22 protein-coding genes and 1 pseudogene are annotated in these 26,409 nt (G+C 70.1%); 12 read left to right on the top strand and 11 right to left on the bottom strand.

The genetic code is table 11. From position 1 onward, the window contains the following. Nucleotides 1–15 precede the first annotated feature (15 nt). From DEJ20_RS17175 to DEJ20_RS17160, 4 genes are all read right to left on the bottom strand, one after another. Nucleotides 16–375: a GntR family transcriptional regulator gene (locus tag DEJ20_RS17175; protein WP_258377095.1), complete on the bottom strand. Its 360-nt coding sequence runs from the start codon at nt 373–375 to the stop codon at nt 16–18. Between the two features lie 10 nt (nt 376–385). After that, on the bottom strand, nt 386–958 hold the full coding sequence (locus DEJ20_RS17170; RefSeq protein WP_051597091.1) for a DUF1684 domain-containing protein: 573 nt from the start codon (nt 956–958) through the stop codon (nt 386–388). A gap of 132 nt (nt 959–1,090) precedes the next feature. Then, nucleotides 1,091–1,573 (bottom strand): hypothetical protein, encoded by a 483-nt coding sequence (locus DEJ20_RS17165; RefSeq protein ID WP_111234614.1) that lies wholly within the window; start codon nt 1,571–1,573, stop codon nt 1,091–1,093. Between the two features lie 101 nt (nt 1,574–1,674). Next, nucleotides 1,675–2,313 (bottom strand): GNAT family N-acetyltransferase, encoded by a 639-nt coding sequence (locus tag DEJ20_RS17160; protein ID WP_111234615.1) that lies wholly within the window; start codon nt 2,311–2,313, stop codon nt 1,675–1,677. A 91-nt stretch (nt 2,314–2,404) separates the two neighbouring features. Here DEJ20_RS17160 and DEJ20_RS17155 point away from each other — a divergent pair, with 91 nt between their 5' ends. Together DEJ20_RS17155 and DEJ20_RS17150 are read left to right on the top strand one after the other, a co-directional pair. Next, a complete protein-coding gene (locus tag DEJ20_RS17155) occupies nt 2,405–3,010 on the top strand; it encodes a 2-phosphosulfolactate phosphatase (RefSeq protein ID WP_250892951.1) in 606 nt (201 codons plus the stop codon). A gap of 39 nt (nt 3,011–3,049) precedes the next feature. Further along, nucleotides 3,050–3,355 (top strand): annotated as a pseudogene (locus DEJ20_RS17150) (DUF427 domain-containing protein); the annotation flags it as partial. 30 nt (nt 3,356–3,385) lie between these two features. Here the strand turns inward: DEJ20_RS17150 and DEJ20_RS17145 are convergent. From DEJ20_RS17145 to DEJ20_RS17120, 6 genes are all read right to left on the bottom strand, one after another. Next, the gene (locus tag DEJ20_RS17145; protein WP_111234617.1) at nt 3,386–4,645 is read right to left on the bottom strand and encodes an Nramp family divalent metal transporter; all 1,260 of its coding nucleotides are present in this window, start codon (nt 4,643–4,645) and stop codon (nt 3,386–3,388) included. A 409-nt stretch (nt 4,646–5,054) separates the two neighbouring features. Then, nucleotides 5,055–5,750 carry a CGNR zinc finger domain-containing protein gene (locus DEJ20_RS17140; protein WP_111234618.1) on the bottom strand — a complete coding sequence of 232 codons (696 nt, stop codon included), beginning with the start codon at nt 5,748–5,750 and terminating at the stop codon, nt 5,055–5,057. Nucleotides 5,751–5,797: 47 nt separating this feature from the next. Beyond that, on the bottom strand, nt 5,798–6,289 hold the full coding sequence (locus DEJ20_RS17135; protein WP_111234619.1) for a SprT-like domain-containing protein: 492 nt from the start codon (nt 6,287–6,289) through the stop codon (nt 5,798–5,800). After that, nucleotides 6,286–7,116 carry a hypothetical protein gene (locus tag DEJ20_RS17130; protein WP_071406181.1) on the bottom strand — a complete coding sequence of 277 codons (831 nt, stop codon included), beginning with the start codon at nt 7,114–7,116 and terminating at the stop codon, nt 6,286–6,288. The genes DEJ20_RS17135 and DEJ20_RS17130 overlap by 4 nt, the downstream gene beginning before the upstream one ends. A 143-nt stretch (nt 7,117–7,259) precedes the next feature. Continuing rightward, complete coding sequence (locus tag DEJ20_RS17125) at nt 7,260–8,003, bottom strand: phage holin family protein (RefSeq protein WP_146245358.1); 744 nt, start codon at nt 8,001–8,003, stop codon at nt 7,260–7,262. Nucleotides 8,004–8,111: 108 nt separating this feature from the next. Then, nucleotides 8,112–8,954: a spermidine synthase gene (locus DEJ20_RS17120; protein ID WP_111234621.1), complete on the bottom strand. Its 843-nt coding sequence runs from the start codon at nt 8,952–8,954 to the stop codon at nt 8,112–8,114. Nucleotides 8,955–9,084: 130 nt separating this feature from the next. On the opposite strand from DEJ20_RS17120, the gene DEJ20_RS17115 reads away from it, so the two are divergent. The 6 genes from DEJ20_RS17115 (at nt 9,085) to rpoC (ending at nt 20,311) form a co-directional block, all read left to right on the top strand. Continuing rightward, the gene (locus DEJ20_RS17115) at nt 9,085–9,606 is read left to right on the top strand and encodes a hypothetical protein (RefSeq protein ID WP_111234622.1); all 522 of its coding nucleotides are present in this window, start codon (nt 9,085–9,087) and stop codon (nt 9,604–9,606) included. Further along, nucleotides 9,603–10,826: a sensor histidine kinase gene (locus tag DEJ20_RS17110; protein WP_111234623.1), complete on the top strand. Its 1,224-nt coding sequence runs from the start codon at nt 9,603–9,605 to the stop codon at nt 10,824–10,826. The genes DEJ20_RS17115 and DEJ20_RS17110 overlap by 4 nt, the downstream gene beginning before the upstream one ends. Further along, nucleotides 10,823–11,506, top strand: coding sequence for a response regulator transcription factor (locus DEJ20_RS17105; RefSeq protein ID WP_111234624.1), 684 nt, complete (start codon nt 10,823–10,825; stop codon nt 11,504–11,506). Before DEJ20_RS17110 ends, DEJ20_RS17105 begins: the two co-directional genes overlap by 4 nt. 332 nt (nt 11,507–11,838) lie before the next feature. Beyond that, complete coding sequence (locus DEJ20_RS17100; protein WP_111234625.1) at nt 11,839–12,465, top strand: hypothetical protein; 627 nt, start codon at nt 11,839–11,841, stop codon at nt 12,463–12,465. A 419-nt stretch (nt 12,466–12,884) separates the two neighbouring features. Next, nucleotides 12,885–16,385 carry a DNA-directed RNA polymerase subunit beta gene (rpoB, locus tag DEJ20_RS17095; RefSeq protein WP_111234626.1) on the top strand — a complete coding sequence of 1,167 codons (3,501 nt, stop codon included), beginning with the start codon at nt 12,885–12,887 and terminating at the stop codon, nt 16,383–16,385. 44 nt (nt 16,386–16,429) lie between these two features. Beyond that, nucleotides 16,430–20,311: a DNA-directed RNA polymerase subunit beta' gene (rpoC, locus tag DEJ20_RS17090; RefSeq protein ID WP_111234627.1), complete on the top strand. Its 3,882-nt coding sequence runs from the start codon at nt 16,430–16,432 to the stop codon at nt 20,309–20,311. Between the two features lie 129 nt (nt 20,312–20,440). Here rpoC and DEJ20_RS17085 read toward each other — a convergent pair whose 3' ends face one another. Continuing rightward, nucleotides 20,441–20,836 carry a VOC family protein gene (locus DEJ20_RS17085; protein ID WP_071245506.1) on the bottom strand — a complete coding sequence of 132 codons (396 nt, stop codon included), beginning with the start codon at nt 20,834–20,836 and terminating at the stop codon, nt 20,441–20,443. A gap of 401 nt (nt 20,837–21,237) precedes the next feature. On the opposite strand from DEJ20_RS17085, the gene DEJ20_RS17080 reads away from it, so the two are divergent. The 4 genes from DEJ20_RS17080 to DEJ20_RS17065 all read left to right on the top strand — a co-directional run bounded on the left by DEJ20_RS17080 (nt 21,238) and on the right by DEJ20_RS17065 (nt 26,373). Next, entirely contained in the window at nt 21,238–22,905 is a 1,668-nt protein-coding gene (locus DEJ20_RS17080) for a GspE/PulE family protein (protein ID WP_111234628.1), read from the top strand. After that, nucleotides 22,902–24,524, top strand: coding sequence for a type IV pilus twitching motility protein PilT (locus DEJ20_RS17075; RefSeq protein ID WP_284183353.1), 1,623 nt, complete (start codon nt 22,902–22,904; stop codon nt 24,522–24,524). Before DEJ20_RS17080 ends, DEJ20_RS17075 begins: the two co-directional genes overlap by 4 nt. Continuing rightward, nucleotides 24,524–25,756 carry a type II secretion system F family protein gene (locus DEJ20_RS17070; protein WP_111023277.1) on the top strand — a complete coding sequence of 411 codons (1,233 nt, stop codon included), beginning with the start codon at nt 24,524–24,526 and terminating at the stop codon, nt 25,754–25,756. Before DEJ20_RS17075 ends, DEJ20_RS17070 begins: the two co-directional genes overlap by 1 nt. Nucleotides 25,757–25,941: 185 nt before the next feature. After that, nucleotides 25,942–26,373 carry a type II secretion system protein gene (locus DEJ20_RS17065; RefSeq protein ID WP_284183352.1) on the top strand — a complete coding sequence of 144 codons (432 nt, stop codon included), beginning with the start codon at nt 25,942–25,944 and terminating at the stop codon, nt 26,371–26,373. Nucleotides 26,374–26,409: the final 36 nt, after the last annotated feature.

The raw sequence follows: 26,409 nt of genomic DNA, 5'->3' as shown, positions 1-26,409 counted from the left end.
CACCACCCGCGCCCGCTACGCCGGCCAGGCCTCGCGCAACGCGGTGGCCGCCTGGTCCGCCGACAGCCCCGCCGATCGCGCCGCCGCGGCCAGGGCACGAGCGGCCTCGGCCACGGCGTCCGGCACCGCTGCCGGCCGCACCACCCGAGTGCCGGCGCCTCGTGCGGTGTGCACGAGCCCGGCCTCCTCGAGCAGCTGGTAGGCCTTCGCGACGGTGCCGGCGGCGAGCCCGAGCTCGTCCGCCAGCCCACGCACGCTCGGCAGCCGTTCGCCGTCCACCAGGTACCCGGCGGTGATCTGTGCGGCGATCTGCGATCGGACCTGCTCGAACGGCGGCACGCGGCCACCGGCGTCGAGGGCGACGAGTCCTGTCATGCGTTCCACCCTAGAAGTCGTACTGCTCGCCGACGGGGATCGGGACCGGCACGGTGTTGCCCGGAGGCGCGAGCGGGCACGCCCACGCCGGGTCGTACGCGCACGACGGGTTGTAGGCGAAGTTGAAGTCGAGCACGAGCGACCCGAGGTCGTCGCCGCCCAGGTCCGAGCCCTTGATGGTGTCGAGCAGGTAGCGTCCGCCGCCGTAGGTGCCGCGGGCCTTGCCGGCGCTGGCGTCCTTGACCGGGACGAACACCCCGCCCGCGTAGCCGCCGTGCTTCCAGACGTCGAGGGTGCCGACACCGGGGACCCGCACCAGGCCGAGCCGGTCGAAGTGGACGACACCGTCGGTGCCGGTCTCGAAGTCGAACTCGGCGGGCTCCGTGGCCTCGATGCGGACCTGGAACCGCCACGCCGGGTCGTAGTCCGGTACCGGCAGGGACTCGAAGTCGCGGGCGTCCTCGTCGAGCAGCGGCGACGCCGGGTGCTCCGCGAACATCGCGTCACGGGTCTCGCGCCAGAGCGCGTGCGCCGTCTGGGGGTCCGGGGTGGCGCGGACGCGGCGGTACAGGTCGAACGTCATCCGCCGCCAATCCGTCGTCGCCAGCGTGCTGCGCACGCGGTCGTCGGTCGTCGGCTCCTGGGGGCGCGTCTGGCTCACGTGGTCGAGGCTACGCCCGCTCCGCGGTGGACGGGAGGCCCGACCCGCGTCGCGTCACTCGCCGTCGGTCCGCCAGGTGGGCGCGAGGGCGCGCATCCGGAACGCCCGCCACTGCCAGATGACCCACATGCCGGGCCACAGGGCGAGCCCGAGGACGGCCGGCCGCATCCGGTAGGTCAGGCGGTCGAGCAGCAGGGTCCGGCCTCCCGGTGCGGGGACGACGGCCATCCGGTGCGACATCGTCATCCGCCCGAACAACCCGGACGTGCCGCCGCCGTTGTCGCGCTGCACGGGGACCCCCTCGACCTCGTACAGGTCGAGGTCGACGTGCGTGTCGCCGCTCGGCACCAGCCCGAAGGCGTCCGCGGTGATCGGGTGCGGGTGCCCCGGCTCCCAGCGCTCCGGGAACCCCTGGGGATCACGCGAGCGGTACGCCAGGAACGGCTTCGTCACCGCCACCATGACGGACGGTGACAGCAGGGCATCGCGCACGGCCTCGACCGGCGCGTCGAGGACGATCCTGAGGCCGACGTGCATGGCGGTGACGCTACGCCCGCGCGCTGGACGGTGCGCGGTGGCCGGTGGGCGACGGCGCCTTGTGCGAGACGACGCAGGCGAGACGACGCCGGCGAGACGCCTCAGGCGTGCCGGGCCGACCGACGGCGGGACCCCTCGGCGCGGTCGTGGCGCCGGAGCCGCTCGGCCAGCGAGAGCCGCACGGCCGGCCACTCCGACGCGATGACCGAGAACACCACGGTGTCGCGCAGCGTGCCATCACGGCCGATCGCGTGGTTCCGGAGCACGCCGTCCTGCTTGGCGCCGAGGCCCGCGATGGCCGCTCGGGACTGCAGGTTGTGCCAGTGCGTGCGGAACTCGACCGCGATGCACTGCCACGCCTCGAACGCGTGGGAGAGCATGAGCAGCTTCGACTCGGTGTTGATCCCCGATCGCTGCGCGGACCTGGCCAGGAACGTGCTGCCGATCTCGACGTGACGGTTGCCCGCGTCGATGTTCATGAAGGTCGTCGCACCCACCACCCGGCCCGTCGGACGGTCCCGCACGGCGAAGGGCACCATGCGGCCGGCCTCGTGCTCGGCGAGCCGCCGGTCGATCTCGGCCTCGACCTGTGCCGGGGCGGGCACCGAGGTGTACCAGGTGCGCCACAGATCGCCGTCCGCGACCGCCGCCCGCAGGTCCTCCGCGTGCTCCTGCCCGAGGGGCTCGAGCGTCACACGGTCGCCGGTCAGGGTGGGTACGGGGGCGATCTCCATGGACATGCATCCTAGGGTCGCCGACCCTGGTGGAACCCGGTCGGACGGCGACCCTGTGGAGAGGGACAGCATCGCCCGGGCGGCTATCGTGACGGACGTGGCAGAACGCACCCAGGAGAAGTACCAGGTCCGGTTCGCGTGGGGTCCCGGAGGTGCGGCACGGATCGCCCACGGCACCCACCTGCTCGTCTGGGTCGACGCCCTGCCGCCGACCCCCGACGCCGCAGCACAGCGGCGCGCGCTGCGGAACGTGACCGCCCAACTGCCGCAGGGTCCGGAGGTCGTGCTCGGCCACCTCGGCAACGCGGCGGCGGTCGCGGAACGCGTGACGGGCCTCCAGGCCGCGCGCGGTGACCGGTGCGTCGTCGCGATCGTGGCCGCCGGGCTGCACCACACCGCAGCCCTCGACGACGCGGCCGAGGCCGCGGGTGAGTCCGTCGACGTCGCCGACGCACCCGACTTCGCCGTCGAGGACCTGCTCGCCGCCGGAGCCGTCGTCGACGCGCTCACCGAGGTCGGCATCGACCACACCTCACCCGAGGCGGCTGCTGCCTGCGCGGCGTACACGGGGCTGCGCCGTGCCGTGAAGCACCTGGTCAGCGCGTCCGAGGGAGCCGCCGTCCTGAGCCGTGACGACGTGCACGCGGCGCTCGCCGCGGGCCCCGACCTGCCCGTCCTGCGGGAATCGGGGGAGCGCGCGTAGCGTTCCCCCCGTCACGGAAGCAGCGAGCGAAGGAGCAACGCCATGAAGGCAGTCGTCGACGACACGGTGATCGCGGAGGCCCCCGAAGAGGACCTCATCAAGATCGAGGGCAACTGGTACTTCCCGCCGTCGAGCGTGAAGACCGAGCTCTTCACCGAGAGCCCCACCCAGTACCACTGCCCGTGGAAGGGCGACACCCAGTACTTCACGGTCAACGTCGACGGACAGGCGCTGCAGGACCGCGCGTGGTCGTACCCGACGCCGATCCCGTCGTCGTTCGACCGCGTCGGCAAGGACTACTCGGGTTACGTCGCGTTCTGGAAGGACGTCCAGGTCGTCGACTGACGACCGCCCGCCACCCTGACCGGCCGTGTCTCAGCCGGTCAGGGTGAGCACGACCAGTGCGACGTTGAGCGCCACGATGACCGCCGCGATCACCCACGCCACCACGCGGGTGGTCGCGGCGTTCACGTCGGTCCCCATCACGCTCCGTCGCGACGTGTAGACCACCAGAGGCACGATCGCGAAGGCGATCCCGAAGCTCAGCACCACCTGACTGACGACGAGCAGCATCGTCGCGTCGGCGTTCAGCGCGAGCAGCACGATCGCGGGCACCAGGGTGATCGCACGCCGGGCCACGAGCGGGATCCGCACGTGCAGCAGGCCCTTCATGATCTCCGCGCCGGCCATGCAGCCCACCGAGGTCGAGGCCAGGCCGGACGCGAGCAGGCCCACGGCGAAGAGCACCCCGACGACCGGGCCGACGTTCTCGGCGATGGCGCGCTGCGCACCGGGGATGGAGTCGGTACCCTCGACGCCCGGCAGGGTGGCCGCGGCGAGGACGAGCATCGCGACGTTCACCCCACCCGCGACGATCAACGCGAGCCCGACGTCCCACCGGGTCGCGACGAGCACCCGGCGACGCTCCGGCCCGGCGGGGACGTCCCCGTGGCGGTCCCGGGCGAGCGCCGAGTGCAGGTACACCGCGTGCGGCATCACCGTCGCGCCGAGCATCGAGGCCGCCAGCAGCACCGACCCGGCGCCCTCGAACCGCGGCACGAGCCCGGCGACCAGGTCGGTCGGTGACACCTGGGCGAACAGCAGCCCGGCGCAGAAGCCCACCGTCAGGATCGCGAGCATCGCCGTCACCACGGTCTCGAACAAGCGCGTGCCCCGGCGGCTGTGCAGGGTCAGCAGGAGCATCGAGACGAGCCCGGTGATGATCCCGCCGACCACGAGCGGCAGGTCGAAGAGCAGGTAGAGCGCCAGCGCGCCGCCGATGACCTCGGCGATGTCGGTCGCGGCGGCGACGATCTCGGCCTGGCCCCAGAACAGCAGGCGCGGGGTGCGCCGCATCCGCAGGCCGAGGTGCTCGGGCAACGACTTGCCCGTCACCACCCCGAGCTTGGCGGACAGGTACTGCACCACCACGGCGCTGGCGTTCGCGGCCACGAGCACCCAGAGCAGCAGGTACCCGTACTCGGCGCCGGCGGTCAGGTTGGCGGCGACGTTGCCCGGGTCGACGTACGCGATGGCCGCGACGAACGCCGGTCCGAGCAGGGTGAGCCCGGCTGCGCGGCGACGCGGGGCACCGGTTGGGTGCTCGTCGAGCCGGGGGCTGGCAGTGTCGGTCATGCACCGATCCTGCCAGAGAATTCGGGGTCCCGAATCTTTTTCTTCGTCGTGTCGCGGTGGTTGCCGCGCGCCACTCGCGCGTGCGTGTGTCGGGTGGTCAGGACCCGTCGGCTCGGACGCCGTCGGGCGACGGTTGGTGACCGCTCGGCGGGGGTGAGCGGGGTGTCGTGACCGCTCGCGGAAGGCGGACGGGAGGCCCGTGGCGGCGCCGCCACGGGCCTACTGGCCATTCGGTTGGTCGCGACTCGTCGCTTGCTTCGCGTCGGGTGGCCGCAACCTGACGGTTGCGACGCCGTCGGGCGACGGTTGGTGACCGCTCGGCGGAGGTGCGCGGGGTGTCCTGACCGCTCGCGACCCGACACCGTTCGCATCACGCGGCGGACGCGGCCACTCCGGGCTCAGCTCGTGGTCACTCCGCGGCGCGGCGAGCGCGGTGCGCCCGGACCTTCGCCCGGTTGCCGCATCGCTGCATCGAGCACCAGCGCCGGGTCCCACCGCGCGACGAGTCGTAGAACACCAGACCGCAGTCCTCGGCCGAGCACCGGCTCAGCCGCGTCGGCCGGCCGTCCGCCTCGACGTCGTCGAAGCCGACCTCGGTGAAGAGCGCGACGGCGTCGCGCGCGACGCTCGACAGGGCCTGCGCCAGGCGGACCCGGTTGGCTCCGGCACGGCGTCGGCCACCCGGGAGGCTCGGGGGCACGTCCGGCAGGGCGGCGAACAGGTTGACGGTGTCGATGTCGTCGGGCGCGGGGCGCGTGCGCCCGGCTCCGGCACGCAGGCCCGCTGCCACGGCGGTGCGTTCCGCGGCGGTGCTCGCCGGCGCGGGGGCGGCGGACACGGCGAGCTGGGCGATCGCGGCACGCAGGGCCCGGGCGTCCTGCAGCTCGCGGGCGCTGGCGCCGACGTCGATCGGCTCGGTGTGCTCGCTGAGCCACTCGTCCAGGTCGGCCGGACTCGCGAGCAGCTCCCCGAGCTGCGACCGCGGTCGGCGTCCGGCGGGGTCGTCGGCGAAGCCACCCGTGTGCGCGAAGTCGAGCGCGATCCGTCCGGCGTCGAAGAACCAGGAGGAACCGGCGTCCGTGCGGATGTGCTGCCCCGTGTGCATCCGCCCAGGCTAACGGGTTACCGGCGCGCCTCCGTGCGTCGGGACCCTCATGCGGTAGTCGACGCCATCGTGGCCGCGTCGTCGTCCGCGGCCCGGCGCCGCCACGTGATGACGTTCCGGGCGTCGAACCGTCGGGAACAGCGGGCGCAGGCCAGGGGGCGGGTGGGCGTGCGGTACCGGAAGTGCTCGTGCCCCGCGGGGCAGGTGCCGATCCAGGGGGCGAGTTCGCTTGCGATCGGCCCGTCGTGCAGCCGGGAGCCGGTGTACCCGATCGCCGCGGCCGTGCGCTTCCACTTCGGTCCGTGTGCCGCCCGGGCGCCGGCGAGTGCGTGCGCGACCTCGTGCAGCAGGACCTGCTCGACGTCGTCGTCGGAGAACCGGGCGGCCAGGTGACGGCTCACCGTGATCCGCTTCCGCGCGAAGTCGCACTGCCCGGCGCGGGTCTTGGCGTGGTCGAAGCCGAACGCCCACGTGCCGGCACCGAGGTGTTCGGCGATGAGCGCTTCGGCGCGGAGCCGGACGGTCTCGAGCGCGGTCACTGCTCGGCGCGCGGGTCGGCCTGGCCCTTCTTCGCTGCCCGGGCCGCGATCCGGCCCCAGATGTCGTCGGCCTCGGTCCGTGCGGCGTCGGGCGCACCGAGCACGCGGCGGCGGATCGGCGGGACCTGCTTCACCGGCTCGGCGACGCGGGTGGTGGGTTCCTCGTCCTCGGCACGGCGGGCGGCGACCTCGCGGGCGGTCCGTGGCTTGTCGGACGGCTCCGCCGGGTTGGTGATCGAGGCCCGCATGGCGGCCTCGACCGCGGTGCGCAGCGCGTCGGTGCGCTCGGACGGCGCCCCCGCCTGCCGGAAGGCCTGGTACGCCCGCGACAGGGCGGCGCGGGCCTCGTCGAAGCGGTCGTTCTCGAACAGCGACCAGCCCTCGATCTCGGCTGCGGCGCCCTCGAGTTCGGGCCACTCCTCGGTGGCGGCGGTGTCGCGGGCCATGGCGGCCTCGGTGGCGGCGCGGTCGTGCCGCCCGAGGTCGTGCAGGACGTGCGCACGACGGATCCGCGCGGCGACCTTGTCCTGGCGCTCCCCGGTGAACATGGCGAGGCGGAACACCTCTTCCGCGATGACGAGCGACTCGTCCAGACGACCGAGCAGGCGGAGGAGCTCGGCCCGTTCGGCGAGGGCGTCGGTGCTGCGGCTCTGGCCGAGGTCACGGAGCCGCTGGTGCACGGCGTCGACGTCGACCGCGGGTCGCAGGCTGATGGGCGCGAAGGTGCTGCCCGGGCTGACTCCGGCCGTCACGGGAGCCGCGTGGCGCGGTTCGCGGGAACGGTCGGACAGGTCGGGCTGCTGGCGGTCGTCGGGCGGGAGGGACATCGGTTCGAGGGTAGCCGCGGTCTCCCGGGAGCGGTCGGTGCGACGCGCTCAGGTTGCGCGGGTGCGGCCGTCCGCACGTACCCCCGGGACGACGAACGGCCCGCCGTGCCGAAGCGCGACGGGCCGTTCGGTCGAGCGGTTGATCAGGAAGCGGATCCCATGGCCGAAGCCGCGGCGACGCCGATGTACGTCACGATCGTCGCGATGGTGGCGACGACGGCCAGGATGATCGCGAAGATGCCCCAGCCGCGACCGCGCTTGGTCACGGCCGCGATGATCCCCTGCACGAGCGCCCAGAGACCGAGGACGGCGGCCACACCGGCCACCGCGATGCCGCCCATGAACTGCGACCGGACGGCCGGGTCGCTCATGATCTCGTTCTGCATCTCGGGGGTGACCGTCGTCGATCCGTTCTGCAGCAGGTCGCTCAGCGCGCCGCTGTTGCTGATGGCCGAACCCATGATGTAGCCGCCGATGACGCCGAGCACGAGTGCGAGCAGGCCGAGCACGAAGGCGATGATGCCGACGGTCTTCTTCTTCTTGGGCTTCGGCTCGTCGTGGCTCTGCCAGGCCGGGGCACCTGCGTGCGCGGGCGCGGCGGCGTACGGCTGCTGGTCGTGGTGCTGGTCGTGGCGCTGCTGGTCGTTCCAGCTCGGCGTGCTCGACGGCTGCCCGTACTGCTGCTGGCCCTGCCCCGACTGCTGCCCGTACTGCTGCTGGCCCTGCCCGTACTGCTCGCCGTACTGCGGGGTCGAGGTCGGCGCCGGGTCCACCCGCTCGCCGTACCGCGGGGCCTCGGCGTCGGGCTGCTGCTGCGGGGCGTCGCCCCAGCGCGGCGCCTGGCCGTCGCCCGTCCGGTCCTGGTCGTTCCGGTCGTCGTTCGTCATCAGGGTTCCCATCGCTCGGTCGCGCACCTGCGCGGTCGTTCAGACCATCCTGACAGCCGGACCCGCCGAGTGCCCGAAGTCCGTCCCCGGCAACGCCCCGTGCGGTCGTCAGCCCCCGAACACGCTCCGGTTCGGCTCCGGCGACGCGACCGCCGTCTGGTCGGTGACGATCGGCGCCCCGGCGATGAACGCCTTGAGCTCCGCACCGTGCACGACCTTCGCCGGCATCGGGTCGGACGAGTACCGCCTCGGCATGTCCGCCACCGGCAGGTCGGTCGGCGACCCGAGCAGCACGATGTTCCCGAACCGCCGGCCCTTGAGCATGCCGGTGTCCGCGACCGCGGCGACCGACGGCAGCACCGACTGCAGCGTCGACGCCTGGCCGCGGGCGAAGGCCAACCCGGCGCCGTCGGCCACGTTCACCGCGACGATGCCCGTCGGCGACAGGAACGCGGCGACCTCGCGGTAGAACTCGACGCTCGTCACGTGGGCGGGGATCTGCGAACCACCGAAGACGTCCACCACCGCCAGGTCCACCGTGCCGCTGAGTCCGGCGGGCAGCTTGCCGAGGACCTCCCGGGCGTCGCCGTACCGCACCCGGATCGAGGCGCCGCGGGGGAACGGCAGGGCCTCGCGTACGTGCTCGACCAGGTCGCGCTCGAGCTCGATCACCTGCTGCCGCGAACCCGGACGGGTCACCGCGACGTAGCGGGGCAGGGTGAGGGCGCCGGCGCCCAGGTGCAGTGCCGTGATCGGGCCGTCCGGCAGCAGGTCGATCGCGTGCCCGATCCGCCGGATGTACTCGAACGCCAGGTGGGTCGGGTCCTCGAGGTCCACGTGTGACTGCGGGGTGCCGTCCACCACCAGGGTGAAGGACCCCGGTCGGTGCCGGTCCGGCTCCACCACCGAGTACCCCGCACCGATCCGGAACCCGTCGAACGCATCAGCCATGCCGTCAATGGAACACCACCGCGATCACCACCCGCGTCCCCACCCCTGGTTGGTGTGCCCGCGGAGCGCCCGGAACGAGGCTGATGTCACCGGTCGGAACACTCCGCCGGACCACCTCGAAAGGCACACCATGTCGGTCCAGCTCCTCGCGAACGTGCTCATCGGCCTCGCCCTCGTCGGCCTCCTGGCGTACCGGCAGGCGACCTGGCGGTCCCTCGACCCGGCACGCATCTGGCGGGGGCCGCTCGTCATGGCGATCGTCGGCGTGGTCGTCCTCGCACAGACCACGACGACCGTCACCACCACCGACGTCGTGTTCCTCGGCCTCGAGGCCCTGCTCACCGTCGGCGTCGGCCTCGCGATGGGGGCCATGACCCGGTTCCGCACCGTCACGACGCCGGACGCGAAGGGCAGCACCCTGCAGTCCCGCACCGGGTGGCTCGGTGCCGCGCTCTGGATCGTCCTGATCGCCGCCCGCATCGGGCTCGACGTCCTCGGCGGCCACCTCGGTGCGCACCTGCTCACGTCGACCGGCACGATCCTGCTCGTGCTCGCCCTGAACCGTGCCGCCCGTGCCCTGGTCGTCGACCAGCGCATCCCCCGCGGCGGCGACCGGTCGGAGGCCGCCCGCCGCGGCATGATGGTGCGGTGAGCCTGCCGACCGACCCGGACCGGACCGACCCCGCCGGGGTCCGGTCCCGCTCGGTGCTCTCCTGGGGACTCAACGCCGTCGGGATCGCCGTGGTGGCCTTCTGGTTCGTCCGGAACGGCCTCCTGCTCCACCACCCCGCGTGGGTCTGGGCCGTCGGGGCGGTGGCGCTCGCCGCCTGGGCCGTCCGCGAAGGGGCACGCACGCCCCGCGTCCTCGTCGCCGCGGCCGGCCTGATGATCGCCGCCGGATCGCTCGCCGTGGTGCCGACCGACTCGCTCCTGGTGGTCCCGGTGATCGTCGGGCTCGTCGTCCTCGGCGCGGACCTGCGTCTGCCGGTCTGGACGGCCACGGTCGCCGCGCTCGCCGCCGTCGTGGTGGTGGCCGTCACCGCGACGCTCGAGCAGACGTCGGTGCAGTTCGTCCTCGGCGTGAGCGGCGGGCTGCTGCTCGGCGTGCTCGTCGGCTTCGGTCGTCGGCAGGTCCGGATCACGACGGCGCAGGCCCGCGAGACCGAGCGGCAGCAGCAGCGCGCACGGCTCCTCGCCGACCGGTCGCGGGCGTCCCGGGACATCCACGACGTCCTCGCCCACTCGCTCGGCGGCCTGGTGCTGCAGCTCGACGCGGTCGAGGCCCTGCTCGAGGCCGGCCGCGTCGACGAGGCCACCCGCCGAGCCGGCGAGGCCCGCGCGCTGGCCGCGGACGGCCTGGCCGAGGCGCGGCGTGCGGTGCACGCGCTCCGCGACGAACCGCAGCCCGGCCAGCCGGAGCCGACCCGTGCCTCCAGTCCGTCCGCCGACCACACGTCGGGCCTGACGGCCCTGCTCGACGCGCACCGCTCGTTCGGCGGCGAGGTCGTCGTGCAGGGCGACGCGACCCTCGCGGTCCTCGACGACGCCCACCGTGCCGCCGTGGTCCAGGTCGTCCGGGAGGCCCTCAGCAACGCCCGCAGGCACGCTCCCGGCCGCCCCGTGTCCCTGTCCGTGATCCGGGACGGCGACGCCGTGGACGTCGTCGTGGCCAACCCGCTGCCGAGCGGCGGGCAGGGGGTGCTCGGGATGCGCGAACGGTTCGCGGAACTCGGCAGCGAGGCCACGGTGGAGGCCGAGCGTTCCGACGACGAGTTCGTCGTCGCCATGCACCTGCCCGTCGACGGTTCGGTCGATGCGGAGACCGGGGAGAACGCGGACGCTGCGGTCGCCGCCGAGGACGACCGCTCGTGACGATCCGGGTTCTCGTGGTCGACGACCAGGCCATCGTCCGCGACGGCCTGGTGACGGTGCTGTCGCTCGTGCCCGACCTGCAGGTCGTCGGGCAGGCGGCCGACGGTGCCGAGGCGATCGCCGCCGTCGACCGGCACGTGCCCGACGTCGTCCTGATGGACCTGCGGATGCCGGGGGTCGACGGACCGACCGCCACCGCGCGGATCGTCGCCGAGCACCCCGGGGTCGCGGTCCTGGTGCTGACGACCTACGCCGACGACGACTCCATCGTCACCGCGCTGCGGGCGGGAGCTCGCGGCTACCTGACGAAGGACGCCGGACGGGCGGAGATCGCGACCGCGGTGCGGGCGGTGGCCGCCGGGCAGTCGACCTTCGACGCGACCGTGGGGGCGCGGCTCGTGGCGCGCCTCGCCGGTGGTGCTGGTGCCGGTGCCGGTGTCGCTGCTGGTTCCGCTGCGCCTGCGTCACCCGATCCCGGTCCGTCGCTCGGTGCGCGGTTCCCGGAACTCACCCCGCGCGAAGTGGACGTCCTCGAGCGGATCGCGGACGGCCGGACGAACCCGCAGATCGCCGCCGAGCTGTTCCTGACGGTCCCCACCGTGAAGTCGTACGTGAACCAGGTGTTCGCGAAGCTCGGGGTCCGCACCCGCGCCGAGGCCGTCGCCCGCGTCCTGCGCTGACCGTCCGCAGCACCCCGTGGTCCCCGGGCGACGCGCTGAGGACACGTGAATGCGTACACATGGACAACCAGCGGACGCCAAGACTCGTTGCGTACCGTTGACGCCTGTCGTCACGACGCCAGAGCGTCGATGCGTGTGTGCCCCACACACCACGCGTCCGCCCGGACACCGTGACCACGACGTGCCCGTGAGCGCCCCCACCGCTCGAGCGTGCGCGTCGTCGGCGTGCTGCTGCGCGCCACCCCTCCGGCCACCCGCGCGCGCTGGCCGTCGAACGCACCGCACCCGATGACGAGTGCACCACTGCTGATCCGCCGCAGGAGACCGCCGTCATGACCGCCGACACCATGAGCGTGCCCACCGCTCGTTCCACCACCCCGGACACCCGCCGGGCCGGCACCCGACCCACCCGGGTGATCCGGGCCTCCCGACCGTCCCGCGCTTCCCGTGCCTCCCGGCCGTTCCACGCGGACCGCGAGACGGCGCCCACCTGGATGCGGGTCGTCGGCACGGCGCTGCTCGTCGGCGGCGCCGGCCTGTCCGCCGCCGTGCTCGGCTGGCCCGGGGACGCACCGGAGGTCGCCCTGCTGGTGCCGGCCCTGCTCGCCGTCGCCCTCGGGACGCTGCTCCTGCTCGCGCGTGCCGGGTTCACCGTCACCGAGCAGCACGTGACCCTGCACTTCCGTCCACTCCCGCCGCGGCGCATCCCGCGCCGGCGGATCACCGACGTCCGCCTGGTCGAGGCGGACGCGGCCACCTACGGCGGTGTCGGCCTGCGGATCCGTCGCGGCGTGCGTGCGCTCATCCTCACGCCGGGGCTCGGGATCGAGCTCACGGACGACCGGGGCCGGGTGACGTTCGTCCGCACGCGTCGACCGGAGGACGCGTTCCGTGCGCTGGCCGGACTGCCGGGCGGGCCGGGAGGCGCGGATCGCGTCGAGCGCGAGCGTCTCGGCTGAGCAGGGTCCCGGCTGAGCAGGGACCTCGGCTGAGCAGGGGCCCGGCTGAGCACGGGAATGGAAGCGGCATGTGGCGGCTTATACACGCCACTGCCGAATCCGGTCAAGCCGGGACTGGACAGCGCGCCACGGAGCGAACTATGATGACAGTTCGCGCTCCCTGGCATCCGTGTCGTCATATTGCGGTCGACGCAGAGTTCTGAGACAGAAACTCATCTCGCCCTGGTGCAGCCGGACCCGTATATGGCGGCGGGTACCGCTCACGGAGATCATCCCACACGTGCACCGACGTTCCGCGTCAAGGCACGCGTCGGCGTGGTCGCAGGGCTTGCATCTCAGGGTTCGCCGAGCGATCAATCCACTCACCTACACACTGCTCGTCAGTGTCGGCCCGACGGGGCCTACCGGAGGTCACACCCTTGGCTGCTGCGCCCAACGCATCCACCAACCCCAAGAACGGTCCCAAGAACGGTCGCAACCACTCGCGACTCTCGTTCGCCAAGATCACGGACACCCTCACGGTTCCTGATCTGCTCGCACTCCAGACGGAGAGCTTCGACTGGCTCGTCGGCAACGACGTCTGGAAGGCCCGCCTCGCCGAAGGGCAGGAGCAGGGTCGTACCGACCTCGCGCTGCACTCGGGGCTCGAGGAGATCTTCGAGGAGATCTCCCCGATCGAGGACCTCGGCGAGACCATGCAGCTCTCGTTCACCGCGCCGGAGCTCGAAGACCCGAAGTACTCGATCGACGACTGCAAGGAGCGCGGCAAGACCTACGCCGCTCCGCTGTACGTCAACGCCGAGTTCATGAACCACATGACGGGTGAGATCAAGACGCAGACGGTCTTCATGGGCGACTTCCCGCTCATGACCGAGCGCGGAACGTTCATCATCAACGGCACCGAGCGCGTCGTCGTGTCGCAGCTCGTCCGTTCGCCCGGCGTGTACTTCGAGCGCCAGCAGGAGAAGACCTCCGACAAGGACATCTACTCGGCGCGGATCATCCCGTCGCGTGGTGCCTGGCTCGAGTTCGAGATCGACAAGCGCGACCAGGTGGGCGTGCGCATCGACCGCAAGCGCAAGCAGTCCGTGACCGTCTTCCTCAAGGCCCTCGGCCTGACGAGCGAAGAGATCATGGACGAGTTCCAGGGCTTCGCGTCGATCGAGTCGACCCTCGAGAAGGACGCCGTCCTCACGAAGGAAGAGGCGCTCAAGGACATCTACCGCAAGCTCCGCCCGGGCGAGCAGGTCGCTGCCGAGGCCGCGCGTGCGCTCCTCGACAACTTCTACTTCAACCCGAAGCGCTACGACCTGGCGAAGGTCGGCCGCTACAAGGTCAACCGCAAGCTCGGCATGGACGCCCCGCTGTCCGACTCGGTGCTCACCGTCAAGGACATCGTCGCGACGATTAAGTACCTGGTGTCGCTGCACGCTGAGCGCACCACGATCGACGGCGTCCGTGACGGCGAGCCGGTGCAGCTGCGCCTCGACGTGGACGACATCGACCACTTCGGCAACCGTCGCATCCGCGCCGTCGGCGAGCTCATCCAGAACCAGGTCCGCACGGGTCTGTCCCGCATGGAGCGCGTCGTCCGCGAGCGCATGACCACGCAGGACATCGAGGCGATCACGCCCCAGACGCTCATCAACGTGCGTCCGGTCGTCGCCGCGATCAAGGAGTTCTTCGGAACGTCCCAGCTGTCGCAGTTCATGGACCAGAACAACCCGCTCGCGGGCCTGACGCACAAGCGTCGTCTCTCGGCCCTCGGCCCGGGTGGTCTGTCCCGTGAGCGTGCCGGCGTCGAGGTCCGTGACGTCCACCCGTCGCACTACGGCCGCATGTGCCCGATCGAGACCCCGGAAGGCCCGAACATCGGCCTGATCGGTTCGCTCGCGTCCTTCGGTCGGATCAACTCCTTCGGCTTCATCGAGACCCCGTACCGTCGCGTCGTCAACGGCGAGGTCACGAAGACCATCGACTACCTCACCGCTTCGGAAGAGGACGACTTCGTCGTCGCGCAGGCCAACGCCCCGCTGACGAACGACTTCCACTTCGCCGACGACAAGGTGCTCGTCCGCAAGAAGGGTGGCGAGGTCGAACTCGTCGCCAAGGACGAGGTCGACTACATGGACGTCTCCCCGCGCCAGATGGTGTCGGTCGCGACGTCGCTCATCCCGTTCCTCGAGCACGACGACGCGAACCGCGCCCTCATGGGTGCGAACATGCAGCGTCAGGCCGTCCCGCTGCTCCGTTCCGAGTCGCCGCTCGTCGGTACCGGTATGGAGGGCTACACGGCCATCGACGCCGGCGACGTCGTCACCGCCGACAAGGCCGGTGTCGTCTCCGAGGTCTCGGCCGACGCCGTCACCCTGCAGCTCGACGAGGGCGGCACGCAGACCTACTACCTGCGCAAGTTCGACCGCTCCAACCAGGGCACGAGCTACAACCACCGCGTCATCGTCTCCGCAGGCGAGCGCGTGGAGCAGGGCGAGGTCATCGCCGACGGTCCCGCGACGGAGAACGGCGAGCTCGCGCTCGGCAAGAACCTCCTCGTCGCGTTCATGCCGTGGGAGGGCTACAACTACGAGGACGCGATGATCCTGTCGCAGAACCTCATCAAGGACGACACGCTCTCCTCGATCCACATCGAGGAGTACGAGGTCGACGCCCGCGACACCAAGCTCGGCAAGGAGGAGATCACCCGTGACCTCCCCAACGTCAGCCCGGACCTGCTGGCCGACCTCGACGAGCGCGGCATCATCCGCATCGGTGCCGAGGTCCGCCCCGGCGACATCCTCGTCGGCAAGGTCACGCCGAAGGGCGAGACCGAGCTGAGCGCCGAGGAGCGTCTGCTCCGTGCCATCTTCAACGAGAAGTCGCGCGAAGTCCGCGACACCTCGCTCAAGGTGCCCCACGGTGAAGAGGGCACGATCATCGGCGTCAAGGTGTTCGACTCGCAGGACGGTGACGACGAACTCGGCTCTGGTGTCAACCAGCGCGTGGTCGTCTACATCGCCCAGAAGCGCAAGATCACCGCGGGTGACAAGCTCGCCGGTCGTCACGGCAACAAGGGCGTCATCTCGACCATCCTCCCGGTCGAGGACATGCCGTTCCTCGCCGACGGCACCCCCGTCGACATCGTCCTCAACCCGCTCGGCGTCCCCGGCCGCATGAACTTCGGCCAGGTGCTCGAGATCCACCTCGGGTGGCTCGCCAAGCAGGGCTGGAACGTCGAGGGCATCCAGGACTGGGCCGAGAACCTGCCGGAGGCAGCGCACAGCGCCGAGCCCGGCACCAAGGTCGCCACCCCGGTGTTCGACGGTGCGTACGAGCGCGAGATCGAGGGCCTCCTCGACTCGACCCTCCCGAACCGCGACGGCGAGCGCCTGATCGGCTCGTCCGGCAAGGCGCAGCTCTTCGACGGCCGCTCCGGCGAGCCGTTCCCGGAGCCCGTCTCGGTCGGCTACATGTACATCCTCAAGCTGCACCACCTGGTCGACGACAAGATCCACGCGCGTTCGACCGGTCCGTACTCGATGATCACGCAGCAGCCGCTGGGTGGTAAGGCGCAGTTCGGTGGACAGCGATTCGGTGAGATGGAGGTGTGGGCGCTCGAAGCGTACGGCGCCGCCTACGCCCTCCAGGAGCTCCTGACGATCAAGTCCGACGACATCCTCGGCCGCGTGAAGGTCTACGAGGCGATCGTCAAGGGCGAGAACATCCAGGAACCCGGCATCCCCGAGTCCTTCAAGGTCCTCATGAAGGAGATGCAGTCGCTCTGCCTGAACGTCGAGGTCCTCTCGGCCGACGGCCAGGCGGTCAGCCTGCGCGACAACGATGACGAGGTCTTCCGCGCTGCGGAGGAGCTGGGCATCAACATCTCCTCGCGGTTCGAGTCGTCCTCCGTCGACGACATCTGATCCCGCCCGTACATCGAAGCCTGAATCAGCAAGAGAGAAGAACATTGCTCGAAGCAACTTCCTTTGACGCCATTCGGATCGGCCTCGCGACCGCCGAGGACATCCGTCAGTGGTCGTACGGCGAGGTCAAGAAGCCGGAGACCATCAACTACCGCACCCTGAAGCCCGAGAAGGACGGTCTGTTCGGCGAGCAGATCTTCGGTCCTTCCCGCGACTGGGAGTGCGCCTGTGGCAAGTACAAGCGTGTCCGGTTCAAGGGCATCGTCTGCGAGCGCTGCGGCGTCGAGGTCACCAAGTCCTCGGTCCGTCGTGAGCGCATGGGCCACATCGAGCTCGCTGCCCCCGTCACGCACATCTGGTACTTCAAGGGCGTCCCGTCGCGCCTCGGGTACCTCCTCGACATGGCACCGAAGGACCTCGAGAAGGTCATCTACTTCGCGGCGTACATGATCATCGACATCGATGAAGAGGGCCGTCACGCGGACATGCCGGGTCTCGAGAACGAGATGCGTCTCGAGATCAAGACCCTCGAGGGCCAGCGCGACTCGATCATCGCCGACCGCCTCAAGAAGCTCGAGGACGACCTCGCAGCCCTTGAGGAAGAGGGTGCGAAGGCCGACGTCAAGCGCCGCACCAAGGACACCGCCGAGAAGGAGATGTCCCAGGTCCGCAAGTCGTTCGACGAGGACATCACCCGTCTCGAGCGTGTGTGGGAGGACTTCCGCAACCTCAAGGTGGGCGACCTCAAGCCCGAGGACGCCGTCTTCCACGAGCTCCAGGACCGGTTCGGGATCTACTTCGACGCCTACATGGGCGCCGAGGCGATCAAGCTCCGGCTCGAGGCGTTCGACCTGGCCGCCGAGGCCGAGGCGCTGCGTCTGCAGATCGCCGAGGGCAAGGGCCAGAAGAAGATCCGCGCGATCAAGCGTCTGCGCGTCGTCAGCTCCTTCCTCGCCACCGGCAACTCGCCGGCCGCGATGGTGCTCGGCGTCGTGCCGGTCATCCCGCCGGAGCTGCGCCCGATGGTGCAGCTCGACGGTGGCCGTTTCGCCACGTCGGACCTCAACGACCTCTACCGTCGTGTGATCAACCGCAACAACCGTCTCCGCCGCCTGCTCGACCTCGGTGCCCCCGAGATCATCGTGAACAACGAGAAGCGCATGCTGCAGGAAGCCGTTGACGCGCTGTTCGACAACGGTCGTCGTGGACGTCCGGTCACGGGTACCGGCAACCGCGCCCTGAAGTCCCTGAGCGACATGCTCAAGGGCAAGCAGGGTCGTTTCCGCCAGAACCTGCTCGGCAAGCGCGTCGACTACTCGGGCCGTTCGGTCATCATCGTCGGCCCGCAGCTGAAGCTGCACCAGTGCGGTCTGCCCAAGCAGATGGCGCTCGAGCTCTTCAAGCCGTTCGTGATCAAGCGCCTGATCGACCTGTCGCACGCGCAGAACATCAAGTCGGCCAAGCGCATGGTCGAGCGTTCGCGTCCGCAGGTGTGGGACGTGCTCGAGGAGATCATCCGCGAGCGCCCCGTCCTGCTGAACCGTGCGCCGACGCTGCACCGTCTGGGCATCCAGGCGTTCGAGCCGCAGCTCGTCGAGGGCAAGGCCATCCAGCTCCACCCGCTCGTGTGTGCTGCGTTCAACGCGGACTTCGACGGTGACCAGATGGCCGTGCACCTGCCGCTGTCGGTCGAGGCCCAGGCCGAGGCCCGCATCCTGATGCTCGCCTCGAACAACATCCTGAAGCCGTCCGACGGCCGTCCCGTGACCCTGCCCGCACAGGACATGATCATCGGTCTGCACCACCTCACGACCGTCCGCGAGGGCGCCGTGGGCGAGGGCCGTGCGTTCTCGTCGGTGGCCGAGGCGATCCTGGCGAACGACCAGCACACGCTGCACCTCAACGCGATGGTGAAGATCCGCATGACGGGTGTCCACTTCGCCGAGGGTGAAGCGCCCGAGGGCTACGAGCTGGGCGACTCCGTGCTGCTCGAGACGACCCTGGGCCGTGCGCTCTTCAACGAGACTCTCCCGGCGAACTACCCGTTCGTCCAGAAGGTCACCGACAAGGGTGTGCTCTCCGCGATCGTCAACGACCTCGCCGAGCGGTACTCCAAGACCGAGACGGCCGCTGCGCTGGACCGGATCAAGGACGCCGGCTTCTACTGGGGCACCCGCTCCGGTGTGACCGTCGCCCTGTCGGACGTCGTGACGCCTCCTCGCAAGAAGGAGATCATCGCGGGCTACGAGATCCAGGCCGCCAAGGTGCAGGGCGAGTTCGACAAGGGTCTGATCACCGACTCCGAGCGTCGCGCCGACCTGATCAAGATCTGGACCGAGGCCACGAACGAGATCGCGCAGGAGATGCGCGACAACTTCCCGGTCGACAACACCATCAACCGCATGGTGTCGTCCGGTGCTCGTGGTAACTGGCTCCAGGTCCGCAACATCGCCGGTATGCGTGGTCTGGTGAACAACCCGAAGGGCGAGATCATCGCCCGCCCGATCATCAACTCGTACCGCGAGGGCCTGACCGTGGCGGAGTACTTCATCGCCACCCACGGTGCTCGTAAGGGTCTTGCCGACACCGCGCTCCGTACCGCGGACTCCGGGTACCTCACCCGTCGTCTCGTGGACGTCTCGCAGGACGTCATCATCCGCGAGGACGACTGCGGCACGACGCGTGGCCTCGAGCTGCCGATCGCGACCGTGGACGCCGACGGCAAGCTCGTCCGCGACCCGCGCGTCGAGAACACCGTGTACTCCCGCACCCTGGCCACCGAGGCCGTGGACGCACAGGGCACGGTCGTGGCAGAGGCTCGCGAGGACGTCGGTGACGTGCTCCTCGAGAAGCTGCTGGCAGCCGGTGTCGAGAGCATCAAGGTGCGCTCGGTCCTGACCTGCGAGTCGGCTGTCGGTGTCTGCGCGAAGTGCTACGGCCGTTCGCTCGCCACCGGCAACCTGGTCGACATCGGTGAGGCAGTGGGCATCATCGCCGCGCAGTCCATCGGTGAGCCCGGTACCCAGCTGACGATGCGTACCTTCCACACGGGTGGTTCGGCCTCGGCCGACGACATCACCCAGGGTCTGCCGCGTGTCACGGAGCTCTTCGAGGCGCGTACCCCCAAGGGCGCGTCCCCGATCGCCGAGGCCCCCGGCCGCGTCGTGGTCGAGGACACGGACAAGGGTCGTCGGATCATCCTCACGCCGGACAACGGCGACGAGCCGTTCATCTACCCGGTGCTCAAGCGTGCGACGCTCCTCATCGAGGACAACCAGCACGTCGAGCTCGGCGAGCAGTTCATCGCCGGCACCGTCGACCCGAAGGAAGTCCTCCGGGTCAAGGGTGTCCGAGAGGTCCAGAAGCACCTGGTCAACGGTGTGCAGGACGTCTACGGCTCGCAGGGTGTGCCGATCCACGACAAGCACATCGAGGTCATCGTCCGCCAGATGCTCCGCAAGGTCACCGTCGTCGACCACGGCGACACCGACCTGCTGCCGGGTGAGCTCGTCGACCGGTCGCGCTACAACGCGCTGAACCGTGCGGCGCTGCAGGAGGGTCGCAAGACCGCCTCGGCTCGCCAGGAGGTCATGGGCATCACGAAGGCGTCCCTCGCGACCGAGTCGTGGCTGTCCGCCGCTTCCTTCCAGGAGACCACCCGCGTGCTCACGCAGGCGGCCATGGAGGGCAAGCAGGACCACCTCGTCGGCCTCAAGGAGAACGTCATCATCGGTAAGCTCATCCCCGCCGGGACGGGACTCAGCCGGTACCGTGACGTGGACGTGAACGCGACCGAAGAGGCGAAGGCGGAGCGGTACCCCAACCGCATCTTCGCTGACGACTCGTCGTTCTCGGACGCCGACCTGAGCTTCGTCGACTTCGACAGCTTCTCGTCGGACGACTTCACGCCGGGCACGTACAACTGAGCCTGATGTGATCCCACGAAGGCCCCGTCTCCGCAAGGAGGCGGGGCCTTCGTCGTGTCGTCACCACGTGACGGCCTGGAGGTGCAGTGCGGGGCCGCCACGGGCCTCCCGTCCGCCGTGGGGTCGCGGCTAGAGCGCGCGGCCCGCGCCGTTGTCGCGGCCGGAACCGCGACCGGTCTCGTCGACGAGCGAGAACAGGCTCAGCACGTTGCCGTCGGGGTCGCGGACGTCGAACCAGTCGACCGCCCCGTCGACGCACTCGACGGGGCCGATGTCGATGCCGAGCGCCCCGATGCGGGCGTGCTGCGCGGCGACGTCGTCGACGCCGAAGCGGACGCTGACCGGGTTCTCCTCGGCCTGTTCGTCGACGTAGAGCTGGATCCAGATGCCGCCGACCTCGTACTCGGCGACGCCGTCCTCGGGCTCGAGGTCCGGCTCGGTGCGCTCGAAGACCGCGCCGTACCAGAGGCAGGACGCCTCGATGTCGCTGACGGGCAACCCCACGGTCACGCTCGTGATGTCCATGACTCATCATGTGCCCGGGTGGGGGCGCGCGTCGAGAGGGATTCCGCGGTGCCGCGCTGTCCGGCCCGCGTCGGACGGCGGCCCTGTTCCTCCACACCCCCGTGTGACGCCGACGTTCTCCACGGACCGCTCGCCAGGACTCCGGCAGCCGCGCGTGGTCCGGGAGGCTGGCGGACATGCACCCTCCGACGACCACCGCGAACCGGCCCAGGCGTCCCCCGGACCGGGGCCGAACCGGTCGTGGACCCCAGTTCTGGGTGCAGCCGGACCCCCTCCGCCCCCTCTTTCTGGGACTGCGGTCGGCGAGGGCCCCAGAAGTAGCGTGGTCGGGCGCCACATCCCTGGTGGCGCATCACCCGACGACGTCTCGCCGTGCGCGAGTCCAAGGAGGCACGGGACTCATGGCGACCCTGTCCGAGATCCTCATCCTGAACGGCGCCCTGCCCATCGAGCACCTCGATGCGATGACGGGTGACGAGGACCTCGACGAGCGAGCCATCCGCGGCCTGGTCGACCAGGGCGTCGTGAGCGAGGCCCAGTTCATCACCGCCCGGGCCGCGTCGAACAACTCCCGCACCGTCCCGCTGAGCGACTACCCCGTCGACGGCACCGCGGTGTCGATCCTGCCGGCGGCCCTGTGCCGTCGTCACGGCGTGCTCGGCGTCGGGTTCGAGGGCGACCTGCTCATCCTCGCGATGGTGAACCCCACGAACGTGCTCGCCATCGACGACGCCCGGACGGCGTCCGGGCGCGCGATCAAGCCGCTGCAGGTCGAGGAGCGTGACCTCGTCGCCGCCCTTGACCGGTACCTGCGCGCCGACGACGAGCTCAACGACCTGACGTCGTCGCTGGAAGAAGAAGCGTCGACGACCTCGAAGGCGCAGGTCGACATCGCCGACGGTGCCCTCGACGACGTCCCGATCGTCCGCTTCGTGAACCTGCTCGTGTCGCAGGCCATCCAGGACCACGCGTCCGACATCCACATCGAGCCCGGCGAGCACGAGGTCCGGATCCGGTACCGCATCGACGGCGTGCTGCACGAGATGGCGCCGGCGCCGAAGAACATCCAGAACGGCGTGATCAGCCGCCTGAAGATCATGAGTGACATCGACATCGCCGAGCGTCGCAAGCCGCAGGACGGCCGCATGTCCGTGCGGCACGGCGGCCGGCAGATCGACCTCCGCGTCGCGACGCTGCCCACCGTGTGGGGCGAGAAGGTCGTCATGCGGATCCTCGACAACACGAACACCTCGCTGACCCTCAAGGACCTCAACCTCCTCGAGCAGAACTTCCAGGCCTACCAGCGGTCCTACTCGAAGCCGTACGGCATGATCCTGGTCACCGGTCCCACCGGTTCGGGCAAGTCGACGACGCTGTACACGACCCTCAACGCCGTGGCGAAGCCCGAGATCAACGTCATCACGGTGGAGGACCCGGTCGAGTACCGGATGGCCGGCATCAACCAGGTGCAGGTCAACCCGAAGGCCGGCCTGACGTTCGCGTCCGCGCTCCGCTCGATCCTCCGGTCCGACCCCGACGTCGTGCTGCTGGGTGAGATCCGCGACCACGAGACCGCCCAGATCGCGATCGAGGCGTCGCTCACCGGGCACCTCGTGCTCTCGACCCTGCACACCAACGACGCGCCCTCGGCCGTGACCCGCCTGACCGAGATGGACATCGAGCCGTTCCTGGTCGGGTCCGCCCTCGACTCCGTCGTCGCCCAGCGACTCGCCCGCCGGCTGTGCGACCGGTGCAAGGCGCCGGCCGTGTACGAGATCGAGCAGCTCCAGGCGCTCGGTTTCCTGGCCCCCGGCGACGAGATGCCCGCGTTCTTCGCCCCGGTCGGCTGCGCGGTGTGCTCGAACACCGGCTACCGCGGCCGCATCGCCCTGCACGAGGTCATGACCGTGACCGAGGAGATCGAGCGGCTCGCCGTCGGTCGCGCCTCGAGCGCGGAGATCAGCCGCGTCGCCCAGCAGCAGGGCATGCTCACGCTCCGCCAGGACGGCTTCGAGAAGGTCAAGCTCGGCATGACGAGCGTCGACGAGATCCTGCGCGTCGTCGCGTGACCGGGGAACAGGACGAGCAGATGACCGACTCCGTGTACGACATCACCATGCCCGGCGACGAGCCCGTCGCCGGATGGCACCCCGGCACTCCGGGCGCCGAGGTCGGCTCCCGCCGTGCCGCGCGTCTGGCCGCTGCCGCTGCCGCCCCGCCCGAGCAGGTCTACGACCTGACGGACGACTCGGCGGTGTGGCCCGCGCCCACCGGCACGCCCGTGGCCAGCCCGATCGCTGGTCCCGTGGGTGGTCCGGTCGCTGCGCCCGTGGGGCAGTCCGCCACCGCCCCGGCGACGCCGCCCGCCGCGGTGCCGTCGTCGACCGCCACCTACGGGTACGCCGAGCCGGCGACCCAGCAGCTGCCGGCCATCGCCTACAGCGGCGCGCACCACGCCGCACCGGCAGCGCCCGCTCCGACCCCGGCCCCCGCCGCGGCGTCGACCGGTGACATCGACTTCGCCCGGCACGCGCGCGAGGTCGCCGACCCCGACCTCATCACCGCACTGGCGCAGGTCGTTTACCAGGGCGCCTCCGACCTGCACGTCACGGCCGACGCCCCGCCCACCGTCCGCGTCGACGGCTCGCTCCGGCCGGCCGTGCCCGGAGGCGCGTGGTCGCGTGGCAAGGTCATCGCGGCACTGAAGACGCTGCTGTCCGTCGAACAGGCCGGGCAGTTCGACCACGACCAGGAGCTCGACTTCGCGTACTCGCTGTCGCCGGAGTACCGCTTCCGCGTGAACTACTACCAGCAGCGCGGCAACTGGGGTGCGGCGTTCCGCATCATCCCCACCCGGATCAAGACGCTCAAGCAGCTCGGCATCCCCGCGCACGTCGGCGACTTCGCCGGCCTGCCCCGTGGCCTGGTCCTCGTCACCGGCCCGACCGGTTCGGGCAAGTCGACCACCCTCGCCGCGCTCATCGACCTGGTCAACGAGAGCCGCGCCGACCACATCGTGACGGTCGAGGACCCGATCGAATTCATGCACGACCACAAGCGGTCGATCATCAACCAGCGCGAGGTCGGTGCCGACACGCACTCCTTCGCCTCCGCGCTCAAGCACGTGCTCCGGCAGGACCCCGACGTCATCCTGATCGGTGAGCTCCGCGACCTCGAGACCATCTCCGTCGCGCTCACCGCCGCCGAGACCGGCCACCTGGTGTTCGCCACCCTGCACACGCAGAGCGCACCCGGCACGATCGACCGCGTCATCGACGTCTTCCCACCGCACCAGCAGGGGCAGATCCGCACCCAGCTCGCGGCCACCCTGCAGGGCGTCGTCTGCCAGACCCTCGTCCCGAAGGCCAACGGTGTCGGTCGGGTCGTCGCCACCGAGATCATGACGATCACCCCGGCCATCGGCAACCTCATCCGCGAGGGCAAGACCTACCAGATCACCTCGGCCATGCAGGCCGGCCGTGACATCGGCATGCACACCATGGACCAGGACCTCGCCGAACTGGTCAACGTCGGCACCATCTCGCGCAAGGCCGCGATGGAGAAGGTGCACGACGAAGAGGGCTTCGATCGGCTCGTCCAGCGCGTCGAGTCCCCGTCCGACTCCTCGGCCGCCGCGATCGCCGCCAGCGGCATCGACTTCGGCGACAAGTTCTCCGGAGGCTACTGATGTCACTCGCGTTCGACTACCGCGGGCGTGACGGCGCCGGCAAGCTCGTCAAGGGCCGCCTCGACGCCGCGTCCGAGGGGGCCGTCGTCCAGCGCCTCAGGGGCATGGGCGTCTCGCCGATCGCCATCACCGAGGCGAAGGCCGGCACCGGGCTCCAGACCGAGATCAAGATCCCCGGGTTCGAGAAGGGCGTCGGGCTCAAGGACCTCGCGATCATGTCGCGGCAGGCCTCGACGATGCTCACCTCGGGGCTCTCGCTCCTGCGGACCCTGACCATCCTGTCCGACCAGACCGAGAACAAGAAGCTCAAGGACATCCTCGGCAAGGTCCGCGACGACGTCGAGCGCGGTGTCTCCTTCTCCGACGCCGTCGCGAAGTACCCGGTCGACTTCCCGCCGATCATGATCAACATGATCCGTGCGGGGGAGACCGGCGGGTTCCTCGACCAGGCCATGGACTCCATCGCGACGAACTTCGAGAAGGAGCACAAGCTCCGCTCGACGATCAAGTCGGCGATGACCTACCCGGTGGTCGTGCTCGTGATGTCGCTGGTGGCGGTCGCCATCATGCTCATCTTCATCGTCCCGATCTTCCAGGACATGTTCTCGTCGCTCGGCGGCACGCTCCCGCTGCCGACGCAGATCCTCGTGACGCTGTCACACGCCATGCGGTACGTCGCGATCCCGCTCGCGATCGTCGTCGTGCTGGCGTGGCTCTGGTGGCGAGCGAACAAGAACACCGAACGCGTCCGAGCGTTCATCGATCCGATCACCCTGAAACTGCCGGTCTTCGGCCCGCTGCAGAAGAAGATCGTCATTGCTCGGTTCGCGCGCAACTTCTCGAACATGATCGGCGCCGGTGTTCCCATTCTGCAGGCATTGCGGATCGTCGGGGAAGTGTCGAACAACTTCGTCGTGAAGCGCGCGCTCGACAATGTCGCAGAGGCGGTGCGGAAAGGTGAATCAATCGCGGTGCCGCTCGCCGCACAATCGGTTTTCCCGGCAATGGTGACGCAGATGGTCGCGGTTGGTGAAGACGCCGGTTCCCTCGAGATCATGCTCGAGAAGATCGCGGTGTTCTACGACGCCGAGGTCGAGGCGACCACCGACGCCCTGACCTCGCTGATCGAGCCGCTGCTCATCGCGTTCCTCGGGGTGGTGGTGGGCGGGATGATCATCGCGCTGTACATGCCGATCTTCCAGATCACCAACGTCGTGCAGAACGCTTCCTAGTCATTCCACCCCCATGCGGGGGCATTGTCGATATCGATCCTCCCCCGCACTGGGGGTGTTTTGTGCCCAGCATGGCCCCCGTTCTCGGGATTGGCCGCTCGATGTGCCCCCAATACGCTGATCTGCGGCGGCCGAGCAAGCCCCGAACTCATTTCCCCGACATTCCCCGCAGAATGGAAACAACCATGTACTTCGCTCTCATGGGCAAGCTCGACGCTCGCCGCAAGGGTCTCCTGAAGGACGGCGAGAAGGGCTTCACGCTCATCGAGCTCCTCGTCGTCGTCATCATCATCGGCATCCTCGCCGCGATCGCCATCCCGGTGTACATCGGCGTGCAGAACAACGCGAAGGACTCGTCGGTCAAGTCCGACGTTGCGAACGCGAAGACTGCGATCGTCAGCGTCGCCTCGCAGGGTGACGGCGCCTTCCCCGCGACCATCACCGACGCGGACCTGATCGCGGGCGACTACAAGAGCGCCGGTGTCACCAAGGGGTCCAGCACGACCGCGCTGTCCTATAAGAAGACTGCGACCGGCTTCTGTGTCCAGGGCACGAGCTCGACCGCCAAGGTCTTCTCCGCCAACGAGACCGACGGCGTGAAGACCGGGGCCTGCTGACACTCGCTGTGAACCGTGTGGGCGCCGCCTCGTCGA

The organism is Curtobacterium sp. MCSS17_005 (assembly GCF_003234225.2).
GTDB lineage: Bacteria > Actinomycetota > Actinomycetes > Actinomycetales > Microbacteriaceae > Curtobacterium > Curtobacterium flaccumfaciens.
Note: the sequence above shows the minus strand (reverse complement) of the source record. Positions and strands in the feature narration are given on the sequence as shown.